26 protein-coding genes are annotated in these 20,800 nt (G+C 69.2%); 17 read left to right on the forward strand and 9 right to left on the reverse strand.

Features of this window, described 5'->3' with window-relative positions; translation table 11 throughout:
* The first annotated feature begins 201 nt into the window (after positions 1–201).
* On the forward strand, positions 202–612 hold the full coding sequence (locus J2728_RS14940) for an NtrZ family periplasmic regulatory protein (protein ID WP_013081289.1): 411 nt from the start codon (positions 202–204) through the stop codon (positions 610–612).
* A gap of 6 nt (positions 613–618) precedes the next feature.
* Here the strand turns inward: J2728_RS14940 and J2728_RS14945 are convergent, their stop codons facing one another.
* On the reverse strand, positions 619–1,239 hold the full coding sequence (locus J2728_RS14945) for a thiamine phosphate synthase (RefSeq protein WP_310000668.1): 621 nt from the start codon (positions 1,237–1,239) through the stop codon (positions 619–621).
* A 13-nt stretch (positions 1,240–1,252) separates the two neighbouring features.
* On the opposite strand from J2728_RS14945, the gene J2728_RS14950 reads away from it, so the two are divergent.
* Positions 1,253–1,906 carry a YggS family pyridoxal phosphate-dependent enzyme gene (locus tag J2728_RS14950; protein ID WP_310000352.1) on the forward strand — a complete coding sequence of 218 codons (654 nt, stop codon included), beginning with the start codon at positions 1,253–1,255 and terminating at the stop codon, positions 1,904–1,906.
* A 184-nt stretch (positions 1,907–2,090) separates the two neighbouring features.
* Here the strand turns inward: J2728_RS14950 and J2728_RS14955 are convergent, their stop codons facing one another.
* On the reverse strand, positions 2,091–2,600 hold the full coding sequence (locus tag J2728_RS14955; RefSeq protein WP_310000354.1) for a L,D-transpeptidase family protein: 510 nt from the start codon (positions 2,598–2,600) through the stop codon (positions 2,091–2,093).
* 75 nt (positions 2,601–2,675) lie between these two features.
* On the opposite strand from J2728_RS14955, the gene J2728_RS14960 reads away from it, so the two are divergent.
* Positions 2,676–3,362 carry a response regulator transcription factor gene (locus J2728_RS14960; RefSeq protein ID WP_310000670.1) on the forward strand — a complete coding sequence of 229 codons (687 nt, stop codon included), beginning with the start codon at positions 2,676–2,678 and terminating at the stop codon, positions 3,360–3,362.
* 206 nt (positions 3,363–3,568) lie between these two features.
* Here J2728_RS14960 and secB read toward each other — a convergent pair whose 3' ends face one another.
* Entirely contained in the window at positions 3,569–4,057 is a 489-nt protein-coding gene (gene secB, locus J2728_RS14965; protein WP_310000356.1) for a protein-export chaperone SecB, read from the reverse strand.
* A 225-nt stretch (positions 4,058–4,282) separates the two neighbouring features.
* Between secB and timA the strand changes: the two genes are divergently transcribed.
* The 3 genes from timA to J2728_RS14980 are packed head-to-tail and all read left to right on the forward strand — an operon-like array spanning position 4,283 to position 6,634.
* Positions 4,283–4,879 carry a TIM44-related membrane protein TimA gene (timA, locus tag J2728_RS14970; protein WP_310000358.1) on the forward strand — a complete coding sequence of 199 codons (597 nt, stop codon included), beginning with the start codon at positions 4,283–4,285 and terminating at the stop codon, positions 4,877–4,879.
* Positions 4,879–6,048, forward strand: a complete 1,170-nt coding sequence (gene mltA, locus J2728_RS14975) for a murein transglycosylase A (RefSeq protein WP_310000360.1) — start codon at positions 4,879–4,881, stop codon at positions 6,046–6,048. Before timA ends, mltA begins: the two co-directional genes overlap by 1 nt.
* A gap of 1 nt (position 6,049) precedes the next feature.
* Positions 6,050–6,634, forward strand: coding sequence for a Smr/MutS family protein (locus J2728_RS14980; protein ID WP_310000362.1), 585 nt, complete (start codon positions 6,050–6,052; stop codon positions 6,632–6,634).
* A gap of 40 nt (positions 6,635–6,674) precedes the next feature.
* On the opposite strand, the gene J2728_RS14985 is transcribed toward J2728_RS14980, so the two are convergent.
* From J2728_RS14985 to J2728_RS14995, 3 genes are read right to left on the reverse strand one after another with little or no spacing between them, the layout of a single operon-like run.
* Positions 6,675–7,073, reverse strand: a complete 399-nt coding sequence (locus J2728_RS14985; RefSeq protein ID WP_310000364.1) for a group II truncated hemoglobin — start codon at positions 7,071–7,073, stop codon at positions 6,675–6,677.
* Positions 7,070–8,581, reverse strand: a complete 1,512-nt coding sequence (locus J2728_RS14990) for an acetyl-CoA hydrolase/transferase family protein (protein WP_310000366.1) — start codon at positions 8,579–8,581, stop codon at positions 7,070–7,072. The genes J2728_RS14985 and J2728_RS14990 overlap by 4 nt, the downstream gene beginning before the upstream one ends.
* A gap of 32 nt (positions 8,582–8,613) precedes the next feature.
* Complete coding sequence (locus tag J2728_RS14995; RefSeq protein WP_310000369.1) at positions 8,614–9,414, reverse strand: HesA/MoeB/ThiF family protein; 801 nt, start codon at positions 9,412–9,414, stop codon at positions 8,614–8,616.
* 5 nt (positions 9,415–9,419) lie between these two features.
* Between J2728_RS14995 and hslV the strand changes: the two genes are divergently transcribed.
* Genes hslV through hslU form a run of 3 tightly spaced genes read left to right on the forward strand, consistent with a single transcriptional unit; the run spans position 9,420 to position 12,179 of the window.
* Complete coding sequence (gene hslV, locus J2728_RS15000; protein WP_310000371.1) at positions 9,420–10,022, forward strand: ATP-dependent protease subunit HslV; 603 nt, start codon at positions 9,420–9,422, stop codon at positions 10,020–10,022.
* A gap of 28 nt (positions 10,023–10,050) precedes the next feature.
* Positions 10,051–10,890 (forward strand): DUF4440 domain-containing protein, encoded by an 840-nt coding sequence (locus tag J2728_RS15005; protein ID WP_310000372.1) that lies wholly within the window; start codon positions 10,051–10,053, stop codon positions 10,888–10,890.
* The gene (gene hslU, locus J2728_RS15010; protein WP_310000374.1) at positions 10,887–12,179 is read left to right on the forward strand and encodes an ATP-dependent protease ATPase subunit HslU; all 1,293 of its coding nucleotides are present in this window, start codon (positions 10,887–10,889) and stop codon (positions 12,177–12,179) included. Before J2728_RS15005 ends, hslU begins: the two co-directional genes overlap by 4 nt.
* Positions 12,180–12,264: 85 nt before the next feature.
* Here the strand turns inward: hslU and J2728_RS15015 are convergent, their stop codons facing one another.
* Together J2728_RS15015 and J2728_RS15020 are read right to left on the reverse strand one after the other, a co-directional pair.
* The gene (locus J2728_RS15015) at positions 12,265–13,206 is read right to left on the reverse strand and encodes a methylated-DNA--[protein]-cysteine S-methyltransferase (RefSeq protein WP_310000376.1); all 942 of its coding nucleotides are present in this window, start codon (positions 13,204–13,206) and stop codon (positions 12,265–12,267) included.
* Between the two features lie 62 nt (positions 13,207–13,268).
* Positions 13,269–13,745: a DUF2244 domain-containing protein gene (locus J2728_RS15020; RefSeq protein WP_310000378.1), complete on the reverse strand. Its 477-nt coding sequence runs from the start codon at positions 13,743–13,745 to the stop codon at positions 13,269–13,271.
* 52 nt (positions 13,746–13,797) lie between these two features.
* Here J2728_RS15020 and nth point away from each other — a divergent pair, with 52 nt between their 5' ends.
* On the forward strand, positions 13,798–14,511 hold the full coding sequence (gene nth / locus J2728_RS15025) for an endonuclease III (RefSeq protein ID WP_310000380.1): 714 nt from the start codon (positions 13,798–13,800) through the stop codon (positions 14,509–14,511).
* Between the two features lie 137 nt (positions 14,512–14,648).
* Here the strand turns inward: nth and J2728_RS15030 are convergent, their stop codons facing one another.
* On the reverse strand, positions 14,649–15,506 hold the full coding sequence (locus J2728_RS15030; RefSeq protein WP_310000671.1) for an ATP-grasp domain-containing protein: 858 nt from the start codon (positions 15,504–15,506) through the stop codon (positions 14,649–14,651).
* A 147-nt stretch (positions 15,507–15,653) separates the two neighbouring features.
* Here J2728_RS15030 and J2728_RS15035 point away from each other — a divergent pair, with 147 nt between their 5' ends.
* The 7 genes from J2728_RS15035 (at position 15,654) to J2728_RS15065 (ending at position 20,704) form a co-directional block, all read left to right on the forward strand.
* On the forward strand, positions 15,654–16,643 hold the full coding sequence (locus J2728_RS15035; protein WP_310000382.1) for an adenosine kinase: 990 nt from the start codon (positions 15,654–15,656) through the stop codon (positions 16,641–16,643).
* A gap of 7 nt (positions 16,644–16,650) precedes the next feature.
* Entirely contained in the window at positions 16,651–17,241 is a 591-nt protein-coding gene (gene hisB, locus J2728_RS15040; protein WP_066681513.1) for an imidazoleglycerol-phosphate dehydratase HisB, read from the forward strand.
* A gap of 9 nt (positions 17,242–17,250) precedes the next feature.
* A complete protein-coding gene (gene hisH / locus J2728_RS15045) occupies positions 17,251–17,892 on the forward strand; it encodes an imidazole glycerol phosphate synthase subunit HisH (protein ID WP_310000386.1) in 642 nt (213 codons plus the stop codon).
* A complete protein-coding gene (hisA, locus tag J2728_RS15050; RefSeq protein WP_167535147.1) occupies positions 17,880–18,614 on the forward strand; it encodes a 1-(5-phosphoribosyl)-5-[(5-phosphoribosylamino)methylideneamino]imidazole-4-carboxamide isomerase in 735 nt (244 codons plus the stop codon). Before hisH ends, hisA begins: the two co-directional genes overlap by 13 nt.
* A complete protein-coding gene (hisF, locus tag J2728_RS15055; RefSeq protein WP_310000390.1) occupies positions 18,614–19,396 on the forward strand; it encodes an imidazole glycerol phosphate synthase subunit HisF in 783 nt (260 codons plus the stop codon). Before hisA ends, hisF begins: the two co-directional genes overlap by 1 nt.
* Positions 19,393–19,734, forward strand: a complete 342-nt coding sequence (locus J2728_RS15060) for a phosphoribosyl-ATP diphosphatase (RefSeq protein ID WP_310000392.1) — start codon at positions 19,393–19,395, stop codon at positions 19,732–19,734. Before hisF ends, J2728_RS15060 begins: the two co-directional genes overlap by 4 nt.
* A gap of 181 nt (positions 19,735–19,915) precedes the next feature.
* Positions 19,916–20,704, forward strand: a complete 789-nt coding sequence (locus tag J2728_RS15065) for an enoyl-CoA hydratase (protein ID WP_310000393.1) — start codon at positions 19,916–19,918, stop codon at positions 20,702–20,704.
* Positions 20,705–20,800: the final 96 nt, after the last annotated feature.

The raw sequence follows: 20,800 nt of genomic DNA on the forward strand, positions 1-20,800 counted from the left end.
GCCGGTCTATAGCATGGCCGCGCCGCCTCAAAACAGGAATCGCGTGACCTCACCGCCACACGAGTCGATTGAATCGTACAATACGGCCGCGAGTGCGACCAAAGGCCGGTTGACCGCGTTTCGGCCAAGCCTTTAATCGAAACCTAAGGGCGCCTCACCTATATGGGATAGGGGGCAACCGAGTACAGGCGGTGGGTAGCGATGTTCGCGAAGCGTTTTTTCCTGGCGGGGACTGCCGCGCTGATCCTGACGGGATCGGCGTCGATGGCGTTCGCGCAGGCCAAGCCGCACGCCGTCGCGCCGGATTTCAGCGCCAAGAACGACTTCACCAGCGCCGCCGCCGGCGTCCAATACCCGCAGGATGACAAGCGCACCCTGCGTTGGGACGCCAAGAAAGGCCGCTGGGGCCTGAAGCTGGACCTCGACCAGCCGACCAGCCGCGAAATGGAAATGCAGGACGTCCAGGCCGGGGCCTATTTCAAGGTCACGCCGTCGATCCGCGTCGGCGGCGCCGTCAGCCTGGGCGAATCCAACCCGGCCCTGGCCGCTCGCAAGGCCCAGCAGCCCGAGGCCGCGCCGCGCGTTCGCCTCGAGACCGCTTTCAAATTCTAGAGCGCGTTAGCCCGACAGGGCTTCGACCGCCGCGATCCCGACAACACCGCTTCCCGTGAGCTGAGCGACCGTATCCGCGCGGACGCCGCCCAGCGCATAGACCGGGAGGGCCGTCGCCGAGACCAGCGCCTTCAAGCCCTCGACGCCGAGAGGCCGCCCCGCCGAAGGGCTGTTGCTGGGAAAGACCGGCGAGCCGATCACGGCGTCGGCGCCCGCCTTTTCCGCCGCCTGGACCGCGGCCAGGTCATGCGCGGCGACCGTGATCAGATAGCGGCCGTGCTCGGCGCGCAGTTTCGGGATTTCGCCGGCCAGCCGCTCGGGCATGTGCAGGCCGTCGGCGCCGATCCCTTCAGCCAGGCCCGGATGGGCGCCGGCCAGCAGAAGAAGGCCGCGCGCGTTGGCGATCGCCCGCAAGCGACGGCCCTGGTCCACGGCGTCCGCGGCGGCGAAGGCTCGGAAGACGATCCCCGCGCCTCGCGGCAGGCGCTCGGCGACCGCCTCGGGGTCGGCGACGCGGGCGGGATCGGTGAAGAACAGCAGGTTCGGGAGGATGTGACCGCGCTCGGTCCTTGGCGGGAAGCCCGCCGCCGTCCTAGACAGGACCTCCAATTCGCTGTCGCCTCGCAAGGCTCTTCCGTCCATGTCCCAAGCCCTCGCCGACATTCAAAGCCGTATCGTCGCCGCCGAGGCCCGCGCCGGGCGGGCGCCAGGCTCGGTCACGCTGGTGGCGGTCTCCAAGACCCAGCCGTGGGAGCATATCGCGCCCGTGCTGGACGCGGGACAGAAAGTGTTCGGCGAGAACCGCGTGCAGGAGGCGATGGAGCGCTGGGGCCAACGTCGCGAGGGGCTCGAGCTGCGCCTGATCGGTCCGTTGCAGACCAACAAGGCCCGCGAGGCCGTGGCCTTCTTCGACGTGATCGAGACGGTCGACCGCGAAAAGCTGGCCCGCGTGCTGGCCGAGGAAATCCAGCGCGCCGGCAAGGCGCCGCGCCTCTACGTCCAGGTCAATACGGGCGAGGAGCCACAGAAGGCCGGGATCGCGCCAGGGGAGGCCGACACGTTCATCGCCGCCTGTCGTCAGACCTATGGCCTCGCGGTCGAGGGGCTGATGTGCATCCCGCCTTTTGACACCGATCCCGCGCCGCATTTCGCGCAGCTAAGGGCGATCGCCGGGCGGAACGGCGTCAAAAAGCTTTCCATGGGCATGAGCGACGACTTCGAGATCGCCATCGCCGAGGGGGCCACCTCGGTGCGGGTGGGCTCGGCGCTGTTTGGGGTAAGGAACTACGGCTGAGACGCTTCAGGATAGATCGAGATTCCGCCTCCCCAGGCCTTGTGCCTGGGGCCCAGCGTTCAGCGGGCTTTGAACTGGCCGGAGTTCAGTGCGCCGTCGGGACGCGCGGACGATCGCCACGCCAAGCCGAACCATGGGTCCTCGCCACAAGGGCGAGGAAGGCGCGTTAGAACGGAGCTCGCGACTAGTCGTTCACGATCTCCACCGCGTCCCCAGGCTTGGCCGCCGCCAGCACCGCCTCCAGGTCCGCGCGCGCCAGGGCCACGCAGCCTTCGGTGCCCGGATAGTTCTCTCGCGCCAGGTGCATGAAGATCGCCGAGCCCATCCCCGGAACTGGCGGGTCGTCGTTGTGGCCCAGGATCACCACCAGATCGTAGACGGCGTCGTCGCGCCACATGCGCTCGGCGCTGGCCGGGTAGGGCAGGGTGACCGGGCGATTGTAGTTCGGATCGCCTGGCGCGTCGCACCAGCCGTCCTCTGGCCGCGTCGCGCGGACGGGCAGGGCGGTCGCGGGGCCTTGCGTATAGACGTCCGGCCGGTACCAGACCTCGCGCATGCGCCAGACGCCCACTGGGCTCTTGCCGTCGCCCTCGCGCTTGTTCTTCGCGGCGATCGCGCCGGCCTTGCCGATCGCGCAGCGTAGGGTTCGGCCTTCGAGTTCAAAACGGCCATCGGCGTGGGCGCGGAACAGCATCGAGACGTCGACTCCCGGACATTAAGGCTTGGCCGGGGTTGTCCCCGAGGGCCGCAGCGGTGCATGTTTCGCCTTATGGCGCAACGCAAGACCCTTCTGCTGATCGACGACGATGACGACCTGCGCGGCGCCCTGGCCGAGCAGTTGGCGCTCCACGAGGAGTTCGCCGTCAACGAGGCCGCCAGCGCCGGCGAGGGCGTGCGCATGGCGCGAGAGCTCAAGCCCGACCTGATCCTGCTGGACGTTGACTTGCCCGACATGGACGGCCGGGAGGCCTGCCGGCTGATGCGCAAGAACGGCGTCACCGCGCCGGTGATCATGCTGACGGCGGCCGCCAGCGACAGCGACACGATCCTGGGCCTAGAGTCCGGCGCCAACGACTATGTGACCAAGCCCTTCCGCTTCGGCGTGCTGCTGGCCCGCATCCGCGCCCAGCTGCGCAGCTACGAGGCCTCGGAAGACGCGCTGTTCCGCATCGGTCCCTACGAATTCCGCCCGTCGGCCAAGCTGCTGGTCGACGAGAAGCAGAAGAAGGTGCGGCTGACCGAGAAGGAAACCAATATCCTGAAGTACCTCTATCGCGCCGGCTCCAAGCCCGTGTCGCGCGAGGAGCTGCTGACCGAGGTCTGGGGCTACAACGCCGGGGTCACGACCCACACGCTGGAGACCCACGTCTATCGACTGCGCCAGAAGATCGAGCCCGATCCGGCCGTGGCGCGGATCCTGATCACCGAGATGGGCGGCTACCGGCTGCAGCCGTAGGGGCAGGCGCAGCTAAGCTAAGAAACTCCGTGTCATCCCGGCCGTAGCGAAGCGTAGAGCCGGGACCCAGGGGTTACCGCAGTGCGCCTGCCCCTGGGTCCCGGATAGCCTCTCCGAGGCTTCCGGGATGACACGGGTGTTGGTGAAAAAAGAAAAAGGCCCGGCCTTGCGACCGAGCCCTTTCCAACAACCAATCCGCCTTAGGTTCAGGCGTTGCCAACCACTTGGCCTTCGGCCTGAGCCTTGCGCGCGGCGTAGACGCCGGCGAAGTCGATCGGGTCGATCAGGAACGGCGGGAAGCCGCCCTCGGCCGTCACGTCCGAGATCAGACGACGGGCATAGGGGAACAGGAACCGCGGGCACTCGATCAGCAGCACCGGCTCGAGATCTTCCTCGGAAACGCCGGCGATGTGGAACAGGCCGCCATAGACCACTTCGACGTGGAACACGGCTTGCTCGTCGCGCAGGGCGCGGGCCGAGAGCTTCAGGTCCACCTCGAACAGCCCGTCGGGGCGGCCGCGGGCGTTCATCTCGACGCCCATGTCGATGGCGGGCTGGGCCGCGCCGGCGCGCAGGCTGTCGGGGGCCAGCGGGTTTTCGAACGAGAAGTCGCGAACGAACTGGGCCAGGATGCGGACGCCCACTTGGCCGGCGGCGTCTTCCGAAGTCGCCTCGGGGGCGGTCGTGTCGGTCATTAGGACAAAATCCGTGATCGGCGCCTAAAACGCCTTGAGTAAGGTGGGCGCTGCTACCATGAGGGCCCGTCTGGCGCAACGCCAGGCGCCTGACGGGAGAGCGTGTCTCGCCTATATAGGAAAGACGCGGGGCGTTCGCCTGGCTCGGATCACGTTTTCCGACGCCGACGAGCGTTCCCCATCTAGACATCCCCTGGGCCCAGAAGCCCGTCGCCGGACCTTGAAGTGCTCCAGATCCTGTTCCTCGCCGCGGTCGCCGCCATCGTCCTCTACCAACTCTACGCCACGCTTGGGCGGCGGGTGGGTCGTCAGCCCGAGGACGCGTCCGTCAAGGCGGGCCCCGGCGGCCCCGCGCCCGTCGCCACCGATCCTCATCCCGTGCTGCGCTCGGAAGGCCTGGCCGCGCTGAAGGCGCGCCAGCCCGACTTCGATCCCGCCAAGTTCATGACCGGCGCCCGCGCCGCCTACGAGCAGATCGTCACGGCCTATGCCGCGGGCGATCGCGAGACCCTCCGGCCGCTGCTGGCGCCCGAGGTGATGGCGAATTTCGAGCAAGCCATGGCCACGCGCGAGGCCGCGGGTCGCACCGAAAAGGTCGAGTTCATGGCCCCGCCGCGCCTCGACCTGGAAAGCGTCGACGTGGTCGGCGACACCGCCAAGGCGGTGGTGCGCATCCTGGCCGAGGTGCGGACCCGCACCAAGGACGAGCGTGGCGAAGGGGTCGATGACCGCCGCACCGCCGAGCTCTGGACCTTCGAGCGCGAGGTCAAGAGCGCCAATCCGAACTGGCTGCTGTCGTTCGTCGCCGCCGCCGAGGCGTGATGACCCGCGTCCGGACCGCTTCGACCGCCATCGCCCCGCTGGCCTTGGCGGTCCTGCTGCTGAGCGCCTGCGCCAGCGTCGTGACGCCCCCGCCGCCGATCGAACCGCCGGGCCTCCCGCCGCCCAAGACTATCCCCACCCCGCCCCTGACCCCTTCGTCGCCCTCGGCGCTGTCCTTCCAGGACTTGCCGGGCTGGACGCGGGAAGATCACGCGGCGGCGCTGAAGGCCTTTCAGGCCGGCTGCGGCGTGTCGAAAGATCCCGCCATGAGCCGCGTCTGCGGCTTGGCTCGGGCGGCCGACACCTCGGACCCCGCCGCCGCGCGCGCCTTCTTCGAAACCAACTTCCAGCCCCAGTCGGTCGGCGACGAGGGGCTGCTGACCGCCTATTTCGCCCCCCAGTATCAGGCGCGCATGTCGCGCAACGCCGAGTTCTCGGCGCCCGTGCGCCGGCTGCCGGATGACTTGGTGGTCCTCGACCTTGGCCCGTTCGAGCCGGCCCTGATCGGCAAGAAGGTCACCGGCCACGTCGAGGGCAAGACCTTCGTCCCCTATCCCGACCGCGCCGAGATCGAGGCGGTCCCGACCGACAAGCCCCTAGCCTGGATGCGGCCCGAGGAGCTGTTCTTCCTCCAGATCCAGGGCTCGGGCGTGCTGGTCCTGCCCGACGGCCGCCGGGTGAAGGCGGTGTTCGCGGGCACAAATGGCCGACCCTTCGTTGGCGTCGCCAGCCCCATGCGCGACAAGGGCTTGCTGCCCGACAACAACACCTCCGGCGACGCCATCCGGACCTGGCTGGCCGAGCATCGCGGGCCCGAGGCCGACGCGATCATGCGGCTGAACCCGCGCTACGTGTTCTTCAAGATGGCCGAGGACGACGGCAAGGAACCCGTGGGCTCGGCTGGCGTGTCCCTGCCGCCGGGCCGCGCCATCGCGATCGATCCCAGCCGCCACGCCTATGGCGCGCTCTATTGGCTGGACGCCAGCGCTCCGGCCCTGGCGGGGGCGTTTCCGGCCTATCGGCGCCTGGCCGTGGCGCTGGACACCGGCGGGGCGATCAAGGGCGAGGTGCGCGCCGACCTCTATATGGGAACGGGTCCCGAGGCCGGGGCCGAGGCGGGCCGTGTGCGCCACGTCCTGCGCCTCTACCGCCTCGTTCCGAAGCCGTAAGGTGAGCAAGAAGCCGCCGCCCCCTCCAGGCAAAACGGGCCCGGAGGACGACAAGCGCCTCTGGCGGCTGGTCGCCTCGACCGTGACCCCGCGCGGGGCGGCCAAGCCGGAGAAGATGCGCAGCAAGGCGCGGATCCGGCCGTCGCTGAAGTCCGACACCGCGCTACCGGCCGAGCCGCCCACGCGCCTGGCCTCCATCGCGCCACTGCGGCTGCATCCCGAGGACCTGAAGCCGGCCGCGCCCAAGCCGCTCAAGGGTCCCGCGGGGCACATCGAGCCCAATCGCAAGCTGCGGATCGTCAAGGAACGCGACCCGATCGGCGCGCGGCTCGACATGCACGGCCTGGATCAGGACCAGGCCCGCGCGACGTTGGAGGCTTTCATCCGCCGCTCGTTCGGCCAGGGTCATCGGGCGGTGCTGGTCATCACCGGCAAGGGCAAGGTGGGGCAGGGGGTGCTGCGCGCCCGCGCGCCCGAATGGCTGGCCGATCCGTCGATGCGCGAGATGGTCGCCGGCGTCTCCACCGCCGACCGTCGCCACGGCGGCGAAGGGGCGCTGTACGTGGCGCTGAAGCGGCGGGTCTGAGGGCCAGGGAAAAGGCCGCTTCCCAGCCCTTCTCGCCCGCTCACCGCGTCGTCATGTTTCCCGACATCCGCCCGAACACCTCGCGTAGAGCGTTGGCCATCTCGGGTTCCACGCCGACCTGGTCCAGCGCTCGGCCCATGGCGTCGGTCCATTGCCGCGCCAACTCGGCGTCGATCGGCATCGATCGGTGCAGCGACATCATGCAGACGCCCGGCCGCGCGGCGAACCAGTCGCGGGGGCCGCCCAGCCAGCCGGTCAGGAAACCCGCCAGCGAGGCGCGCATCGGCGTCAGGTCCGGCGCGTGGATGGCCCGCAGGCGCGCATAGGCCGGATCGCCGTCCATCAGGTCATAGAAGGCGTCGACCACCGCCTGGACGCGGGCCGCGCCGCCGATCTGGTCGAAGGGGGTTTGGGCGACGGCCGTTTCCGCGTCGCTCATTTCGGCCTCATGTCGCCGGTCTCGACGAACCGCTGGTGCCAGGCGAAGGCCTCCATCAGCAGGGTCGGCGACTGCTGGCCGTAGGAGTCGCGGCGGGCGCGGGCCAGATAGTCCTTCAGGGCCGGGCGATAGTCCGGGTGCGAGCAGTTCTCGATGATCACCTCGGCCCGCTGGCGGGGCGACAGGCCGCGCAGGTCGGCGAGGCCCTGTTCGGTGACCAGGATCTGGACGTCCTGGTTGATGTGGTCGACGTGCGGGGTCTTGGGCACGATCGTCGAGATCTTGCCGCCCTTGGCCGTCGAGGGGGCCATGAAGATCGAGACATAGGCGTTGCGGGCGAAGTCGCCGCTGCCGCCGATGCCGTTCTGGATGCGCGAGCCCATCAGGTGGGTGGAGTTCACCGCGCCGTGGATGTCGGCCTCGATCATGCCGTTCATGGCGATGCAGCCCAGGCGCCGGATCACCTCGGGGTGATTGCTGATCTCCTGCGGGCGCAGGACCAGGCGGTCGCGGAAGCGAGCCATGTCGGCATTGAGGGCGGCGGCGGCCTCGGGGCTCAGCGAGAAGGCCGTGGCCGAGGCGGTCAGCAGCTTGCCGGACTCCATCAGCTCCAGCATCCCGTCCTGCAGCACCTCGGTATAGGCGGTCATGTTGTCGAACGGTCCGTCGACCAGGCCCGACATCACCGCGTTGGCGATGTTGCCGACGCCCGACTGGAGCGGCAGCAGGCTGGATGGCAGACGACCGCGCGCCACCTCGTGACGGAAGAATTCCAAGAGATGGCCGGCGATGGCCTTGTGGTCCTCGCCCGGCGCGTCGAACGGGAGGTTGCGGTCGGGGGAGTCCGTCTCGACCACCGCGACCACCTTGGATGGGTCGCAGCGGAAGTAGGGCTCGCCGATGCGCTGGTCGGGACGGGTCAGGGGGATCGGCACGCGGTTCGGCGGCAGGGCCGTGCCGTAGTAGATGTCGTGCATTCCCTCCAGCGCCGGGTTCTGCCAGCGATTGACCTCGAGGATCACCTTCGAGGCCCGGTCGATCCAGGTCTTGTTGTTACCGACCGAGGACGAGGGGATCAGCGAGCCGTCGGCGCGAATCCCGCTGACCTCGATGATCGCGGTGTCCAGCGGACCCAAGAACCCCTGCCACGCCATCGGCGCGACCTGGGACAGGTGCATGTCGAAATAGTCCATCTCGCCGCGATTGATCTTGTCGCGGGCGATGGGGTCGGAGTTGTAGGGCAGGCGGAACTCGATGCCGTCGGCCTTGGCCAGGGCGCCGTCCAGCTCCGGCCCCGTCGAGGCGCCGGTCCAGACCCGCAGCCGGAACGGGTTGCCCGCGGCGTGCTCGGCCTCGATCCGCTTGGCCAGGGCCAGCGGCACGGCCTTGGGATAGCCCGAGCCGGTGAAGCCGCTCATGCCCACCGTGCTGGCGGGGTCGATCAGGGCGGCGGCGGCCTCGGCCGACATCACCTTGGCTTGCAGGCTTGGAAGGGCGATCCGGCTCATGGCTTCTCTACTCCAGCGGTACGCGGGTGGCCTTAGCGGATGGCCGACCCGCCGTCGCTTCCGTAGGAGCCCGGACGCGACGATCCGTCTTGTTCGCTCGCGCCACAGGCAGGGCAGACCGGATCCGCCCCGATCCGGACCGTCCGCGTCTCGGTCGCCAGGGCGTCATGAATCAGCAGCTTGCCCGACAGGGGCTCGCCCGCGCCGGTGATCAGCTTGACCGCTTCCAGCGCCATCATCGAGCCGATCACCCCGGCCAGGGCGCCAACCACGCCGACCAGGGCGCAGGTCTCGGCGTCCGGCGGAACCTCGGGCACCAGGCAGCGGTAGCAGGGCTTGCCGTGGAACACGCCCACCTGCCCGGTCCAGCGGCCGAGGGCCCCGCTGACCAGCGGCTTGCCGTGGGCCAGGCAGGCGTCGCTGACGGCGAAGCGGGTCGCGAAGTCGTCGGTCCCGTCCAGGACGAGGTCGTACCGCTGGACCAGTTCATTGGCGTTCTGGGGATCCAGCCAGACGGCGTGGGTCGCGACGGTCACGTGCGGATTGAGGGCGTTCAGATGCTCTTTCGCCGCCTCGACCTTGGACCGGCCGACGTCGGACGCCGCGTAGAGCACCTGGCGCTGCAGGTTCGACAGCGACACCGTGTCGGGGTCGACCAGGCCGATCGTCCCGACCCCGGCGGCGGCAAGATACAGCGCCGCGGGCGCGCCCAGGCCGCCGGCGCCGACCATCAGCACCTTTGCCGCCTTCAGCTTCTGCTGGCCCGGACCGCCCACCTCGCGCAGCACCAGATGGCGGGCGTAGCGTTCGACCTCGTCTTGAGAAAACCCCAACGCGCTTGACCCTCCGCCTTCGGCTCGCCACATGCGAAGCCATGCAAGGCAACAACTCGACTTTCCCAGACTGGCACGGCACGACGATCCTGGCGGTGCGCAAGAACGGCCAGACCGTGATCGCCGGCGACGGACAGGTGTCAATGGGCCCAACCGTCGTCAAGGGCAACGCCCGCAAGGTGCGGCGCCTGGCCGGCGGCAAGGTGGTCGCGGGCTTCGCCGGCGCCACGGCCGACGCCTTCACGCTCATTGAGCGCTTGGAAGCGAAACTGGAACAGTATCCCGACCAGCTGGCCCGCGCCTGCGTGGACCTGGCCAAGGATTGGCGGACCGACCGGTACCTGCGCCGCCTGGAGGCCATGCTGCTGGTGGCCGACAACACCGTCATCTACACCGTCACCGGCGTCGGCGACGTGCTGGAGCCGGGCGAGAGCGCCGGCGGCGGGGCTGTCGCGGCCATCGGCTCGGGCGGCAACTACGCCCTGGCGGCCGCCAAGGCCTTGATCGACCAGGACCTCTCGGCCGAGGACATCGCTCGCAAGGCGATGGGCATCGCCGCCGAGATCTGTGTCTATACGAACGGTAACCTGACCGTCGAAAGCTTGTAGGCTTTACTCCCGCCGGGAGGATTTCCGCATGCTTAAGACCCTGTTTGGCGCCGGGCTCGCCTTGGCGCTCACCGCCTCGGCCCAGGCCGCCCAGACTCCCGCGGCGCAAGTCGAGGCCGCCGAACGCGCCTTCGCCGCCGACGGGCTGGCGCTGGGCGTGCGGGACTCGTTCCTCAAGCACATGGCCGACGACGCGATCCTGTTCGCGCCCGGCCCGGTCAGCGCCAAGGCGCTGTTCGAGAAGCGGCCCTCCAGCAAGTCTCCCAGGCTGGAATGGTGGCCGCGAAAGGTCGTGGCGGCGCGCTCCGGGGACCTGGCGCTGTCGGTCGGCCCCTCGGTGATCAACGGCAAGCGCGGCGGCTACTTCGCCACGATCTGGCGGCGGGAGCCGAACGGCGGCTGGAAATGGATCTATGACGGCGGCGCGGCGGCCGATGCGTCCAAGGCGCCGGGCCCCGAGGCACCCACGGTTCTCGACGTCCCGGCCGTGGGTGGCGAGCGCTCGCCCGCCCTAGCCTTCGACAAGATCCGGACCGCGGAAAACGCGCTGGCCCAGACGGCCCAGACCGACGCGCCCGGCGCCTATCGCGCCGCCCTCGCCGCCGACGCCTGGCTGCTAGGACCCAAGGGCGCCGAGGGTCTGACGCCCGAGGCCCTGACCGAACGTCTGGCGGTTCGCCCCTCCCGGATGACGCTGGCGCTCAGGGGCGGCGGCGCCTCCAGGGCCGGCGATTTTGTCTGGACCCAGGGCGAGGCCCAGTGGCCCGACGCCCAGGCAAACCTCCAATCCGCGCACTATATGCATGTCTGGCAGAAGCGCCCCGAAGGGTGGCGCCTGATCTTCGAGGCCCTGATCAACGACCGATGACTGAATTTTCCCCCCGCGAGATCGTTTCCGAACTGGACCGCTACATCGTCGGTCACGCCGACGCGAAGAAGGCCGTGGCCGTTGCCCTGCGCAACCGCTGGCGCCGCCGCCGCGCGCCGGCCGACATTCGCGACGAGCTGACGCCCAAGAACATCCTGCTGATCGGCCCGACCGGCGTCGGCAAGACCGAGATCGCCCGGCGCTTGGCCAAGCTGGCCCAAGCCCCGTTCCTCAAGGTCGAGGCCACCAAGTTCACCGAGGTCGGCTATGTCGGCCGCGACGTCGACCAGATCGTCCGCGACCTGGCGGAGAGCGCTCTGGCCATGGTCCGCGACAAGCGCCGCGCCGCCGTGAAGGCCAAGGCCGAGGGCGCCGCCGAGGAGCGCATCCTCGACGCCCTGACCGGTCCGGGTTCCACAGCCGCCCGCGAGGCCTTCCGCAAGAAGATCCGCGCCGGCGAGCTGGACGACAAGGAGGTCGAGCTGCAGCTGGCCGACACCGGCGGCCAGACTTTCGAGATCCCCGGCCAGCCGGGCGCGGCGATGTTCAACCTGTCGGACATGATGAAGTCTTTCGGCGGCGGCCGCACCAAGACCCACAAGACCACGGTATCCGGCGCCTGGGCGCCGCTGATCGCCGAGGAAAGCGACAAGCTGCTGGACCAGGAGGCCCTGACCCAGGAAGCCCTGGAGCTGGCCGAGAACCACGGCATCGTCTTTCTCGACGAGATCGACAAGGTCGCCAGCTCGTCGCAGCGCTCGGGCGCGGACGTCTCTCGCGAGGGCGTTCAGCGCGACCTGCTGCCGCTGATCGAGGGCACGACGGTCTCGACCAAGTACGGCCCGGTGAAGACCGACCACATCCTGTTCATCGCTTCTGGCGCCTTCCACGTGGCCAAGCCGTCGGACCTGCTGCCCGAGCTGCAGGGCCGCCTGCCGATCCGCGTCGAGCTGAAGGGCCTCACGCGCGACGACCTGCGCCGCATCCTGACCGAGCCGGAAGCCAACCTGATCCGCCAGCATCAGGCGCTGATGGCCACCGAGGAGGTCACCCTGGTCTTCACCGACGAGGCCATCGACGCCCTGGCCGACGCGGCCGTGGCCGTGAACGCCTCGGTCGAGAACATCGGCGCCCGGCGCCTGCAGACCATCCTGGAAAAGGTGGTCGAGGAGATCAGCTTCACGGCGGCGGATCGGGGGGGCGAGACCGTGACCGTGGACGCGGCCTATGTGCAGGAGCGGGTCGGCGCGCTGGCGGCCAACGCGGATCTGAGCCGGTTTATTTTGTAGTTTGAAACCTTCTCCCTGAGGGAGAAGGGGGGCCCGCGCCGCAGGCGTGGGGGATGAGGGGTTACGGCGTCGACGCCTTACCCCCTCACCCTCCCATCGCTTCGCGACGGGCCCCGCCCTCTCCCTCTGGGAGAGGGAACCTCTGCGTCGCCTCCATCCCCAGGATCGCCGCCTTGCGGGCCAGGCCCCAGTGGTAGCCGGTGAGCTTGCCGCTCTTGGCGATGGCGCGGTGGCAGGGGATCAGCAACGAGATCGGGTTGGCCCCGATGGCGCCGCCGGTCGCCTGGAAGGCGCCGGGCTTGCCCGCCCAGGCGGCGACCTGGCCGTAGGTAGCCGTCGCGCCGGTCGGGATGGTCAGCAGGGCCTTCCAGACCTGGATGTGGAACGGCGAGCCGATCAGAACCACCGGCAACGGGCCCTCACCGCCCGCGAAGGCGCGCAGGGCCATGGCCTGGGCGGCCACGTCGTCACGGGTCCAGTCGGCGGCCGGAAAACGGCGGTGCATGTCGGCGAAGCTGGCTTCGTCGTCACCGTCGGAAAAAGCCAGACCCGCCAGCCCCCGCTCGGCCATCACGAACAAACCCTTGCCGAACGGCGTGGGGGCCCAGCCCCAGCGCAGCTTCATGCCCGCGCCGCGCCGCCGCACCTCGCCCGGCGTCGCCGCCTCCTGGGCGATGAACAGGTCGTGCAGCCGTGACGGCCCGGAGAGCCCCGCGTCGAAGGCCGCGTCCAGAACCGTGCCGCCGGCCTCCAGGGACCGCCGCGCCTCGGCGTGGGCGATGGCCGAGACGAAGGTCTTGGGACTGACCCCCGCCCAGCGGGTGAAGACGCGCTGGAAATGGAAGGGCGACAGGCCCACGGCCTGGGCGGCCTCGTCCAGCGAGGGGTGATCGGACCACCGCTCGGCCAGCCAGTCGAGCGCCTTGGCCATGCGGTGGTAGTCGACCGAGCGTTCGGCCAGACGCGCCAGCTCTTGGCTGGCGGCCTCCGGAAGGCCGGTCGAGGGGAAGGATGCGTCGTATGCCATGTCCGACACGCTAGCCGCGTCGGATAACGCCGTCCGCCCGGTTCTTGCGGCCATGTCGCCGCTCACGACCAGCGCTCGTTGCGCGCCGCGCGAATGGCGTCCTGCAGCGCGTTGGCGAAGCTGATCCGCTCGTCGGGACTGAGCGACCGGGCCAGGGTCAGGCGCTTGCGGTGGATCATCAGCCGCACGCGGGCGTCATGCTCGCCGGGCAGATCGACGCCGACCCGGGTGAAGGCGGTCGGCGAGGTCCAGACGGTGCGGGCGCCTTTCTCGTCCTCGCGGCTGACGGTCACGGCCTCGGCGGTGACCTGGACCCGCTCGACCCTCTTGGCGGCCCGGTCGCTGGCGCGGAAAGCCAGCCACAGGGCCAGGACGTCGAGGCCCAGGAACGGCAGCACCGGCGGCGCGCCCACCACCAGCAGGAACACCGCCACCAGGATGTTGAAGGCCATGACCACGGCCAGCAGCACCGCCGCGCCCTGCGGGGTGAGGGAGCGGTGCGGCGCGATCACCCGGTCCATGTAGAGCGGCGAGGCCATGGCGCGAATTTAGGAGCCGCCGGCCCGCTTGGCGAGAGGGGCGCATCAAGGCATGGTCCGCGCCATGGCCAAACCCGTTTCCGCCAAGTCCAAGCCCGCGAAAAAGGCGGCCAAGCGCATTTCTCCGGCCGAACGCGAACGGGTCGAGGTGCTGTTCGAGCGGTTCGAGAGCCTCGAACTCCGCCCCAAGACCGAGCTCAACTATGCCAACCCCTACGAGCTGGTCACCGCCGTGGCCCTGTCGGCCCAGGCCACCGACGTCAGCGTCAACAAGGCCACCGACAAGCTGTTCAAGGTCGCCAATACGCCGGCGGCCATGCTGGACCTCGGCGAGGCGGGGCTGATCCCCTACATTGCCTCGATCGGCCTCTACCGGACCAAGGCCAAGAACGTCATCGCCACGGCCAATATCCTGGTCAGCCAGTACGGCGGAGAGGTGCCGCTGAACCGCGCGGCGCTGGAGAGCTTGCCCGGCGTCGGCCGCAAGACCGCCAGCGTGGTGCTGAACGAGCTGGACATCGAGCCGGCCATCGCCGTCGACACCCACGTCTTCCGCGTCTCGCACCGCCTGAAGCTGTCGGTCGGCAAGACGCCGGACGCGGTCGAGCAGGACCTGATGCGCATCGTGCCGGTCCCCTATCAGACCCGGGCGCACCACTGGCTGATCCTGCATGGGCGGTATGTGTGCGTGGCGCGGAAGCCGAAGTGCGAGGTGTGCAAGATCAGTGACCTCTGTCCGTCGCGGGAGCTGTTTTTGGGGGCGTAGCTCTCAAGGTCCTCCCCCGCGATGCGGGGGAGGTGGCCCAGAGGGCCGGAGGGGGCGAGCTCGGCTTTCAAGGCGCTTGCCCCCTCAGTCGCTCCGCGACAGCTCCCCCGCATCGCGGGGGAGCATCTTTCATCCTGTCATCCAATCGCCCGCATCACCGCCGCCGCGAAGGCCGCGCCCTTGTCGTGGGCGTGTTCGAGGAAGAGGTCGGGCTCGATGACCTCCAGCTCCATCAGTTGGGGCGTGTGGTCGAGGCCGCGGATCAAGTCGACGCGGGCGTAGGTCAGGTTCCCCGGCGCGGCGTTCAGCACCATTTCGGCGGCGTGCAGGGCCTCGGGTTCGGGGGCGATCTCGCTGACCTTGCCGCCGAACTGCGGCTGGACGCGGAAGTCGCCCTCGACCGCCACCTTGGCCACGGCGTGGCTGAAATGGCCGTCGAAATAAAAGAGGGAGAGCTCCCCCTCCTCGCCCACGGCCGGCAGGAAGGGCTGGATCAGGGCCGGGCCCTTGGGGCCGCCGTCCAGCGAACCGTGGCGCTTGACGCGGATGGTGTCCTGCGAGCCGGCCGAGACCTGCGGCTTGACCACCACCTCGTCGACGCCGAACGCGTCCAGCGCGGCCTCGACATCTTCCATCGTCAGTCGCTCATGGGCTTGGGTCGGGACCACGGGCGCGCCCTTGGCGGCCAGCTCCAGAAGATAGGTCTTGGTCGCGTTCCAGCGCATCACCGGCGCCGGGTTGGCCACCCGCGTTCCCTGGGTTTCGAGCCGATCCAGCAGGGCGAACCACTCGGCCTGGCGGTGATGATAGCCCCAGGCCAGGGAAGGCATGACGAGGCGGGCCCGGCCCTTTTCGATCGGATCCGTCCAGGGCTGGGCGCCGACCAGCAGACCACGGGCCCGCAGCGGCGCGGCCAGGCGTTCGAACAGCGGCGTCCAGGTCGTGGCGAACCGCGGCTCGTCTCGGGCGGGAACCAGGATCAGGACATCGACCATCGGTTTGCTCACGCTTGCTTTAAGCTTGGGCGGTTAGAGTGTCGCAGGCTTATGGGCAAGGCTCGCGTTGCCTTGAAGGCCCACTTCCTTTAATCGCGCTTCTACTTGGGCTCACCGCCCTGTTCTTTCAAAGGTTTGCTCCGCCCCATGACCGCGCTCCACGACGTCGCCGCCATCGGCAACGCCATCGTCGACGTCATCGCTCAGTGCGACGAAGCCTTCCTCGCGCGTGAAGGCCTGGTGAAGGGCTCGATGGCCCTGATCGATCCGGCGCGGGCGGCCAGCCTCTACGACGCGATGTCGGCGGGGATCGAAGCCTCGGGCGGCAGCGCGGCCAACACCGTGGCCGGCGTCGCCAGCTTCGGCGGCAAGGCCGCCTTCATCGGCAAGGTCGCCGACGACCAGCTGGGCCGCGTGTTCCGCCACGACATGAACGCCATCGGCTGCGTGTTCACGACCCCGCCGCTGGCCGAAGGCCCGGCGACCGCCCAGAGCCTGATCAACGTCACCGCCGACGCCCAGCGCACCATGTCGACCTATCTGGGCGCCTGCGTGGAGCTGAACCCGGCCGACGTCGACCCCGAGATCATCGAGGGCGCGCAGATCTCCTATCTGGAAGGCTATCTGTTCGATCCGCCCGAAGCCCGCCGCGCCTTCGCCAAGGCTGCCGCCCTGGCCCACGGCGCCGGTCGCAAGATCTCGATGACCCTGAGCGACAGCTTCATGGTCGACCGCCATCGTTCGGCCCTGCTGGGCTTCATCGAAACCCAGTGCGACATCGTCTTCGCCAACGAGAGCGAAGTCTGCTCGCTGTTCGAGACCGCCGACTTCGACGCCGCCGTGAAGGCCCTGGCCGCCCGCTGCGAGATCGCCGCCGTCACGCGCAGCGAAAAAGGCTCGGTCGTGGCCTCGAACGGGCAGTTGCATGAAATCTCGGCCTACCCGGTGGAAAAAGTCGTGGACACGACCGGCGCGGGCGACCAATACGCGGCGGGTTTCCTCTTCGGCCTTTCCCAGGGCCGCCCGCTGCCGGTCTGTGGCCAGCTGGGCAGCCTGGCGGCCGCCGAGGTGATCGACCACTACGGCCCGCGTCCGCAGGTTTCCCTGCGCGAACTGGCTCAAAAGAACGGACTTTAGGACTCAGATGGCCCGCACCGCTGAAGTGGTCCGCGAGACGAAGGAGACCCAGATCCGGGTCTGGATCGATCTCGACGGGACCGGCGCCTCGACGATCTCCACCGGCATTGGTTTCTACGACCATATGCTGGAGAGCTTCGCGCGCCACGGCGGCTTCGATCTGAAGGTCGAGACCAAGGGCGACCTGCACATCGACATGCACCACACCGTCGAGGACACCGGCATCGTGCTGGGCCTGGCGGTGAACAAGGCGCTGGACGGCTTCAAGGGCATCCGCCGCTTCGGCTCGGCCTATATCCCGATGGACGAGACCCTGACGCGCTGCGCCATCGATCTCTCCAACCGCCCGTACCTGGTCTGGAAGGTCGACTTCAAGCGGCCCAAGGTCGGCGAGATGGACACCGAGCTCTTCAAGGAGTTCCACCACGCGTTCGCGATGAACTGCGGGGCGTGCGTGCATCTGGAGACCCTGTACGGCGACAACACCCACCACGTCGCCGAAAGCGGCTTCAAGGCCCTGGCCCGGGCGCTGCGTCAGGCGGTCGAGATCGACCCGAAGACCGGCGGCCAGGCTCCGTCCACCAAGGGCGTGCTGTAAGGACACTCCATGCAGACCGTCGCCCTGATCGATTACGGGTCGGGCAACCTGCGTTCGGCCGAAAAGGCCCTGCGTGAGGCGGCCCGCCGCCGCGCGCTCGACGCCGACATCGTCGTCACCGCCGATCCCGACCTTGTCGCCAAGGCCGATCGTGTGTTCCTGCCCGGCGTCGGGGCCTTCGCCTCGTGCCGCGCCGGCCTGGACGCCACCGGCGTCTACGAGGCGATGAACCAGGCCGTGCACGGCCGGGGCGTTCCGTTCATGGGCATCTGCGTGGGCCACCAGCTGCTGGCCACCGAGGGCCTGGAGTTCGGCGTCACGCCGGGCCTGGACTGGATCAAGGGCCAGGTGAAGAAGCTCGAGCCGAACGATCCTTCGCTGACCATCCCGCACATGGGCTGGAACGCGATCGCCTTCACGCGCGCTCATGCCCTGTTCAAGGGCATCGAGGACGGCGCCCACATGTACTACGCCAATTCGTTCGCCCTGAACCCTTCCAACCCGGAAGATGTCGTTGCGACAACCGACCACGGCGGACCGTTCACGGCCGCGGTGGCCAAGGACAACGTCGCGGGCGTACAATTTCACCCCGAAAAGTCACAAGCCTCAGGGCTCGCCCTGCTCGCCAACTTCCTGGAATGGCGCCCATGATCCTCTATCCCGCCATCGACCTGAAGGACGGCCAGTGCGTGCGCCTGCTGCACGGCGACATGGAGAAGGCCACGGTCTTCAACACCTCGCCCGCCGACCAGGCCCAGCGCTTCGTCAAGGACGGCTTCTCGTGGCTGCATGTCGTGGATCTGAACGGCGCCATCGAGGGCAAGTCTGTCAACACCGCGGCCGTCGAGACGATCCTGGAGTCGATCTCGATCCCGGTGCAGCTGGGCGGCGGCATCCGCACGCTGGAGGGCGTCGAGGCCTGGATCGAGGCGGGCGTGTCCCGCGTGATCCTCGGCACCGTGGCCGTCCACGACCCGGACCTGGTCCGCAAGGCCGCGCGCCTGTGGCCCGAGCAGATCGCCGTGGCCGTCGATGTTCGTGACGGCAAGGTCGCCGTCGACGGCTGGACGGGCCTCTCGGACCTCGACGCCATCACCCTGGGCAAGCGCTTCGAGGACGCGGGCGTCGCCGCCCTGATCGTCACCGACATCAGCCGTGACGGCGCCCTGACCGGCGTCAATGTCGAGGGCGTGGGCGAGCTGGCCGACGCCGTCTCGATCCCGGTCATCGCCTCGGGCGGCGTCGCCTCGGTGGCCGACATCGAGCGGCTGAAGGCCCGCAAGGGCGTCGAGATCGCCGGCGCGATCCTGGGCCGCTCGCTGTACGCCGGCACGATCCGACCCTCCGACGCCCTGATCGCGGCGGCGGCCTGATGCTGAAGACCCGGATCATTCCCTGCCTCGACGTGAAGGACGGGCGGGTGGTCAAGGGGGTCAACTTCGTCTCCCTGCGCGACGCCGGCGATCCGGTGGAGCAGGCCAGGGCCTATGACGCGGCCGGCGCGGACGAGCTGATGTTCCTGGACATCACCGCCTCCAGCGAGGGCCGGGGCCTGATCCTGGACGTCATCTCGCGCACCGCCGAGGTCTGCTTCATGCCCGTCTCGGTGGGCGGGGGCGTGCGGCAGGTCGGTGACATGCGCCGCCTCTTGCTGGCCGGCGCCGACAAGGTCTCGGTCAATACCGCCGCCGTCGAGAACCCCGACCTGATCGCCGGCGGCGCCGACGCCTTCGGGGCCCAGTGCGTGGTCGTGGCCATCGACGCCAAGGCGCGCGAGGACGGCTCGGGCTGGAACGTCTGGACCTATGGCGGCCGCAAGGACACCGGGATCGACGTGGTCGAGTGGGCCGCCAAGGTCGTCGAGCGCGGCGCGGGCGAGATCCTGCTGACCTCGATGGACCGCGACGGCGCCAAGATCGGCTACGACATCCCGCTGCTGAAGGCCGTGACCTCGACGGTGAACGTTCCGGTGATCGCCTCGGGCGGCGCGGGCAAGACCGAGCACTTGGTGGAGGCCGCCCGCGACGGCCACGCCGCCGCCGTGCTGGCCGCCTCGATCTTCCACTTCGGCGAGATCTCGATCGGCGAGGCCAAGCGGGCCATGGCCGAGGCGGGGATTCCGGTTCGCCTCGATACTCTGAAGGACGTCGCATGAGCCAGCGCCTGACCGACGTCCTGCACCGCCTGGCCGCCACGATCGAGGCCCGCAAGGGCGGCGATCCTTCGGTGTCCTATACGGCCAAACTGCTGAACGACCCCGCCCTCGCCGCCAAGAAGCTGGGCGAGGAGGCCGTCGAGACGGTGATCGCCGCCGTGGCCCTCAAGTCGCAAGAAGTGGGTCCGGACGCCCTGGCCGCCGAAAGCGCCGACCTGCTCTACCACTGGCTGGCCCTGATGGCCGCCTCGGGCGTCTCGCTCGACGCGGTGGCCGAGAAGCTGGAAGCCCGCGAGGGGACCTCGGGGATCGCCGAGAAGGCGTCGCGAAAAGGGTAGAGTCCTCAAGGCCCGCCAACGCTCGCCCGCGCCGCGAACAGCGAGCGGATATGCGCGGCGGTCAAGGTGGCCTTCCCGCTGGGGGAAATTCGCGGACGTCCGCGGCGTGGCCAACGCCACGGCGGGGCTCCCCAACGGCGCGCGCCACTCTATAAAGGCCGTGATCCCGCAGGAGACACCGATGGCCGATTACCAGACCTTGATCGTCGAGGCGCCGCAGAGCGCTCCCGGCGTCACCCTGATCCGCCTGAACCGGCCCGAGGCGCTGAACGCCCTCAACACCCAGCTGCTGGGCGAACTGGCCCAGGCCCTCGCGGCGGCCGAGGCCGACGATGGCGTCGGTTGCATCGTGCTGACCGGTTCGGCCAAGGCCTTCGCCGCTGGCGCCGACATCAAGGAGATGTCGGACAAGACCTACGCCCAGATGTTCAAGGCCGACTTCTTCACCGCCGGCGCGCGGGCGGTCGAGCAGTGCCGCAAGCCGATCATCGCCGCGGTGTCTGGCTACGCCCTGGGCGGCGGCTGCGAGCTGGCCATGATGTGCGACTTCATCCTGGCGTCGGACACCGCCAAGTTCGGCCAGCCCGAGATCAACCTGGGCGTCGCGCCCGGCATCGGCGGCACCCAGCGCCTGACGCGCCTGGTGGGCAAGTCCAAGGCCATGGACATGATCCTGACCGGCCGGATGATGGACGCCGCCGAGGCCGAGCGCGCGGGCCTGGTGTCGCGTATCTTCCCGGCCGACAGCCTGATCGACGAGGTCCTGGCGGTCGCGGCCAAGATCGCGGCCCAGTCGCCGCTGGCCGTCGCCATGAACAAGGAACTGGTCGAAGCCGCCTATGAGACGACCCTGACGACGGGCGTGGCGCTGGAGCGGCGCCTCTTCCACTCGCTGTTCGCCTTCGAAGATCAGAAAGAGGGCATGGCGGCCTTCGTCGAGAAGCGAAAGCCAAGCTTCAAGGGGATGTGATCGGGCCTGAAACGATTGCGTCGATCCGGCTCTCAGGAATCCACCTGTGGACCGTTGACCCCGGGCGCCGCTTCCCGTATATCCGCGCGCTCTGTT

It is taken from the genome of Caulobacter segnis (assembly GCF_031454995.1).
GTDB classification, from domain to species: Bacteria; Pseudomonadota; Alphaproteobacteria; order Caulobacterales; family Caulobacteraceae; genus Caulobacter; species Caulobacter segnis_E.

Excerpts from the sequence above, each read along its gene's own strand:
- hisH (WP_310000386.1), top strand. The coding sequence starts at position 17,251 with ATGCAGACCGTCGCCCTGATCGATTACGGGTCGGGCAACCTGCGTTCG.
- hisF (WP_310000390.1), top strand. The coding sequence starts at position 18,614 with ATGCTGAAGACCCGGATCATTCCCTGCCTCGACGTGAAGGACGGGCGG.
- J2728_RS15005 (WP_310000372.1), top strand. The coding sequence starts at position 10,051 with ATGCTTAAGACCCTGTTTGGCGCCGGGCTCGCCTTGGCGCTCACCGCC.
- secB (WP_310000356.1), bottom strand. The coding sequence starts at position 4,057 with ATGACCGACACGACCGCCCCCGAGGCGACTTCGGAAGACGCCGCCGGC.
- J2728_RS15060 (WP_310000392.1), top strand. The coding sequence starts at position 19,393 with ATGAGCCAGCGCCTGACCGACGTCCTGCACCGCCTGGCCGCCACGATC.
- nth (WP_310000380.1), top strand. The coding sequence starts at position 13,798 with ATGGTCCGCGCCATGGCCAAACCCGTTTCCGCCAAGTCCAAGCCCGCG.
- J2728_RS14960 (WP_310000670.1), top strand. The coding sequence starts at position 2,676 with ATGGCGCAACGCAAGACCCTTCTGCTGATCGACGACGATGACGACCTG.
- J2728_RS15065 (WP_310000393.1), top strand. The coding sequence starts at position 19,916 with ATGGCCGATTACCAGACCTTGATCGTCGAGGCGCCGCAGAGCGCTCCC.
- J2728_RS14985 (WP_310000364.1), bottom strand. The coding sequence starts at position 7,073 with ATGAGCGACGCGGAAACGGCCGTCGCCCAAACCCCCTTCGACCAGATC.
- hslU (WP_310000374.1), top strand. The coding sequence starts at position 10,887 with ATGACTGAATTTTCCCCCCGCGAGATCGTTTCCGAACTGGACCGCTAC.
- J2728_RS15015 (WP_310000376.1), bottom strand. The coding sequence starts at position 13,206 with ATGGCATACGACGCATCCTTCCCCTCGACCGGCCTTCCGGAGGCCGCC.
- hisB (WP_066681513.1), top strand. The coding sequence starts at position 16,651 with ATGGCCCGCACCGCTGAAGTGGTCCGCGAGACGAAGGAGACCCAGATC.
- J2728_RS14940 (WP_013081289.1), top strand. The coding sequence starts at position 202 with ATGTTCGCGAAGCGTTTTTTCCTGGCGGGGACTGCCGCGCTGATCCTG.
- J2728_RS15030 (WP_310000671.1), bottom strand. The coding sequence starts at position 15,506 with ATGGTCGATGTCCTGATCCTGGTTCCCGCCCGAGACGAGCCGCGGTTC.
- J2728_RS14950 (WP_310000352.1), top strand. The coding sequence starts at position 1,253 with ATGTCCCAAGCCCTCGCCGACATTCAAAGCCGTATCGTCGCCGCCGAG.
- J2728_RS15035 (WP_310000382.1), top strand. The coding sequence starts at position 15,654 with ATGACCGCGCTCCACGACGTCGCCGCCATCGGCAACGCCATCGTCGAC.
- J2728_RS15020 (WP_310000378.1), bottom strand. The coding sequence starts at position 13,745 with ATGGCCTCGCCGCTCTACATGGACCGGGTGATCGCGCCGCACCGCTCC.
- J2728_RS14955 (WP_310000354.1), bottom strand. The coding sequence starts at position 2,600 with ATGCTGTTCCGCGCCCACGCCGATGGCCGTTTTGAACTCGAAGGCCGA.
- J2728_RS14990 (WP_310000366.1), bottom strand. The coding sequence starts at position 8,581 with ATGAGCCGGATCGCCCTTCCAAGCCTGCAAGCCAAGGTGATGTCGGCC.
- mltA (WP_310000360.1), top strand. The coding sequence starts at position 4,879 with ATGACCCGCGTCCGGACCGCTTCGACCGCCATCGCCCCGCTGGCCTTG.
- hisA (WP_167535147.1), top strand. The coding sequence starts at position 17,880 with ATGGCGCCCATGATCCTCTATCCCGCCATCGACCTGAAGGACGGCCAG.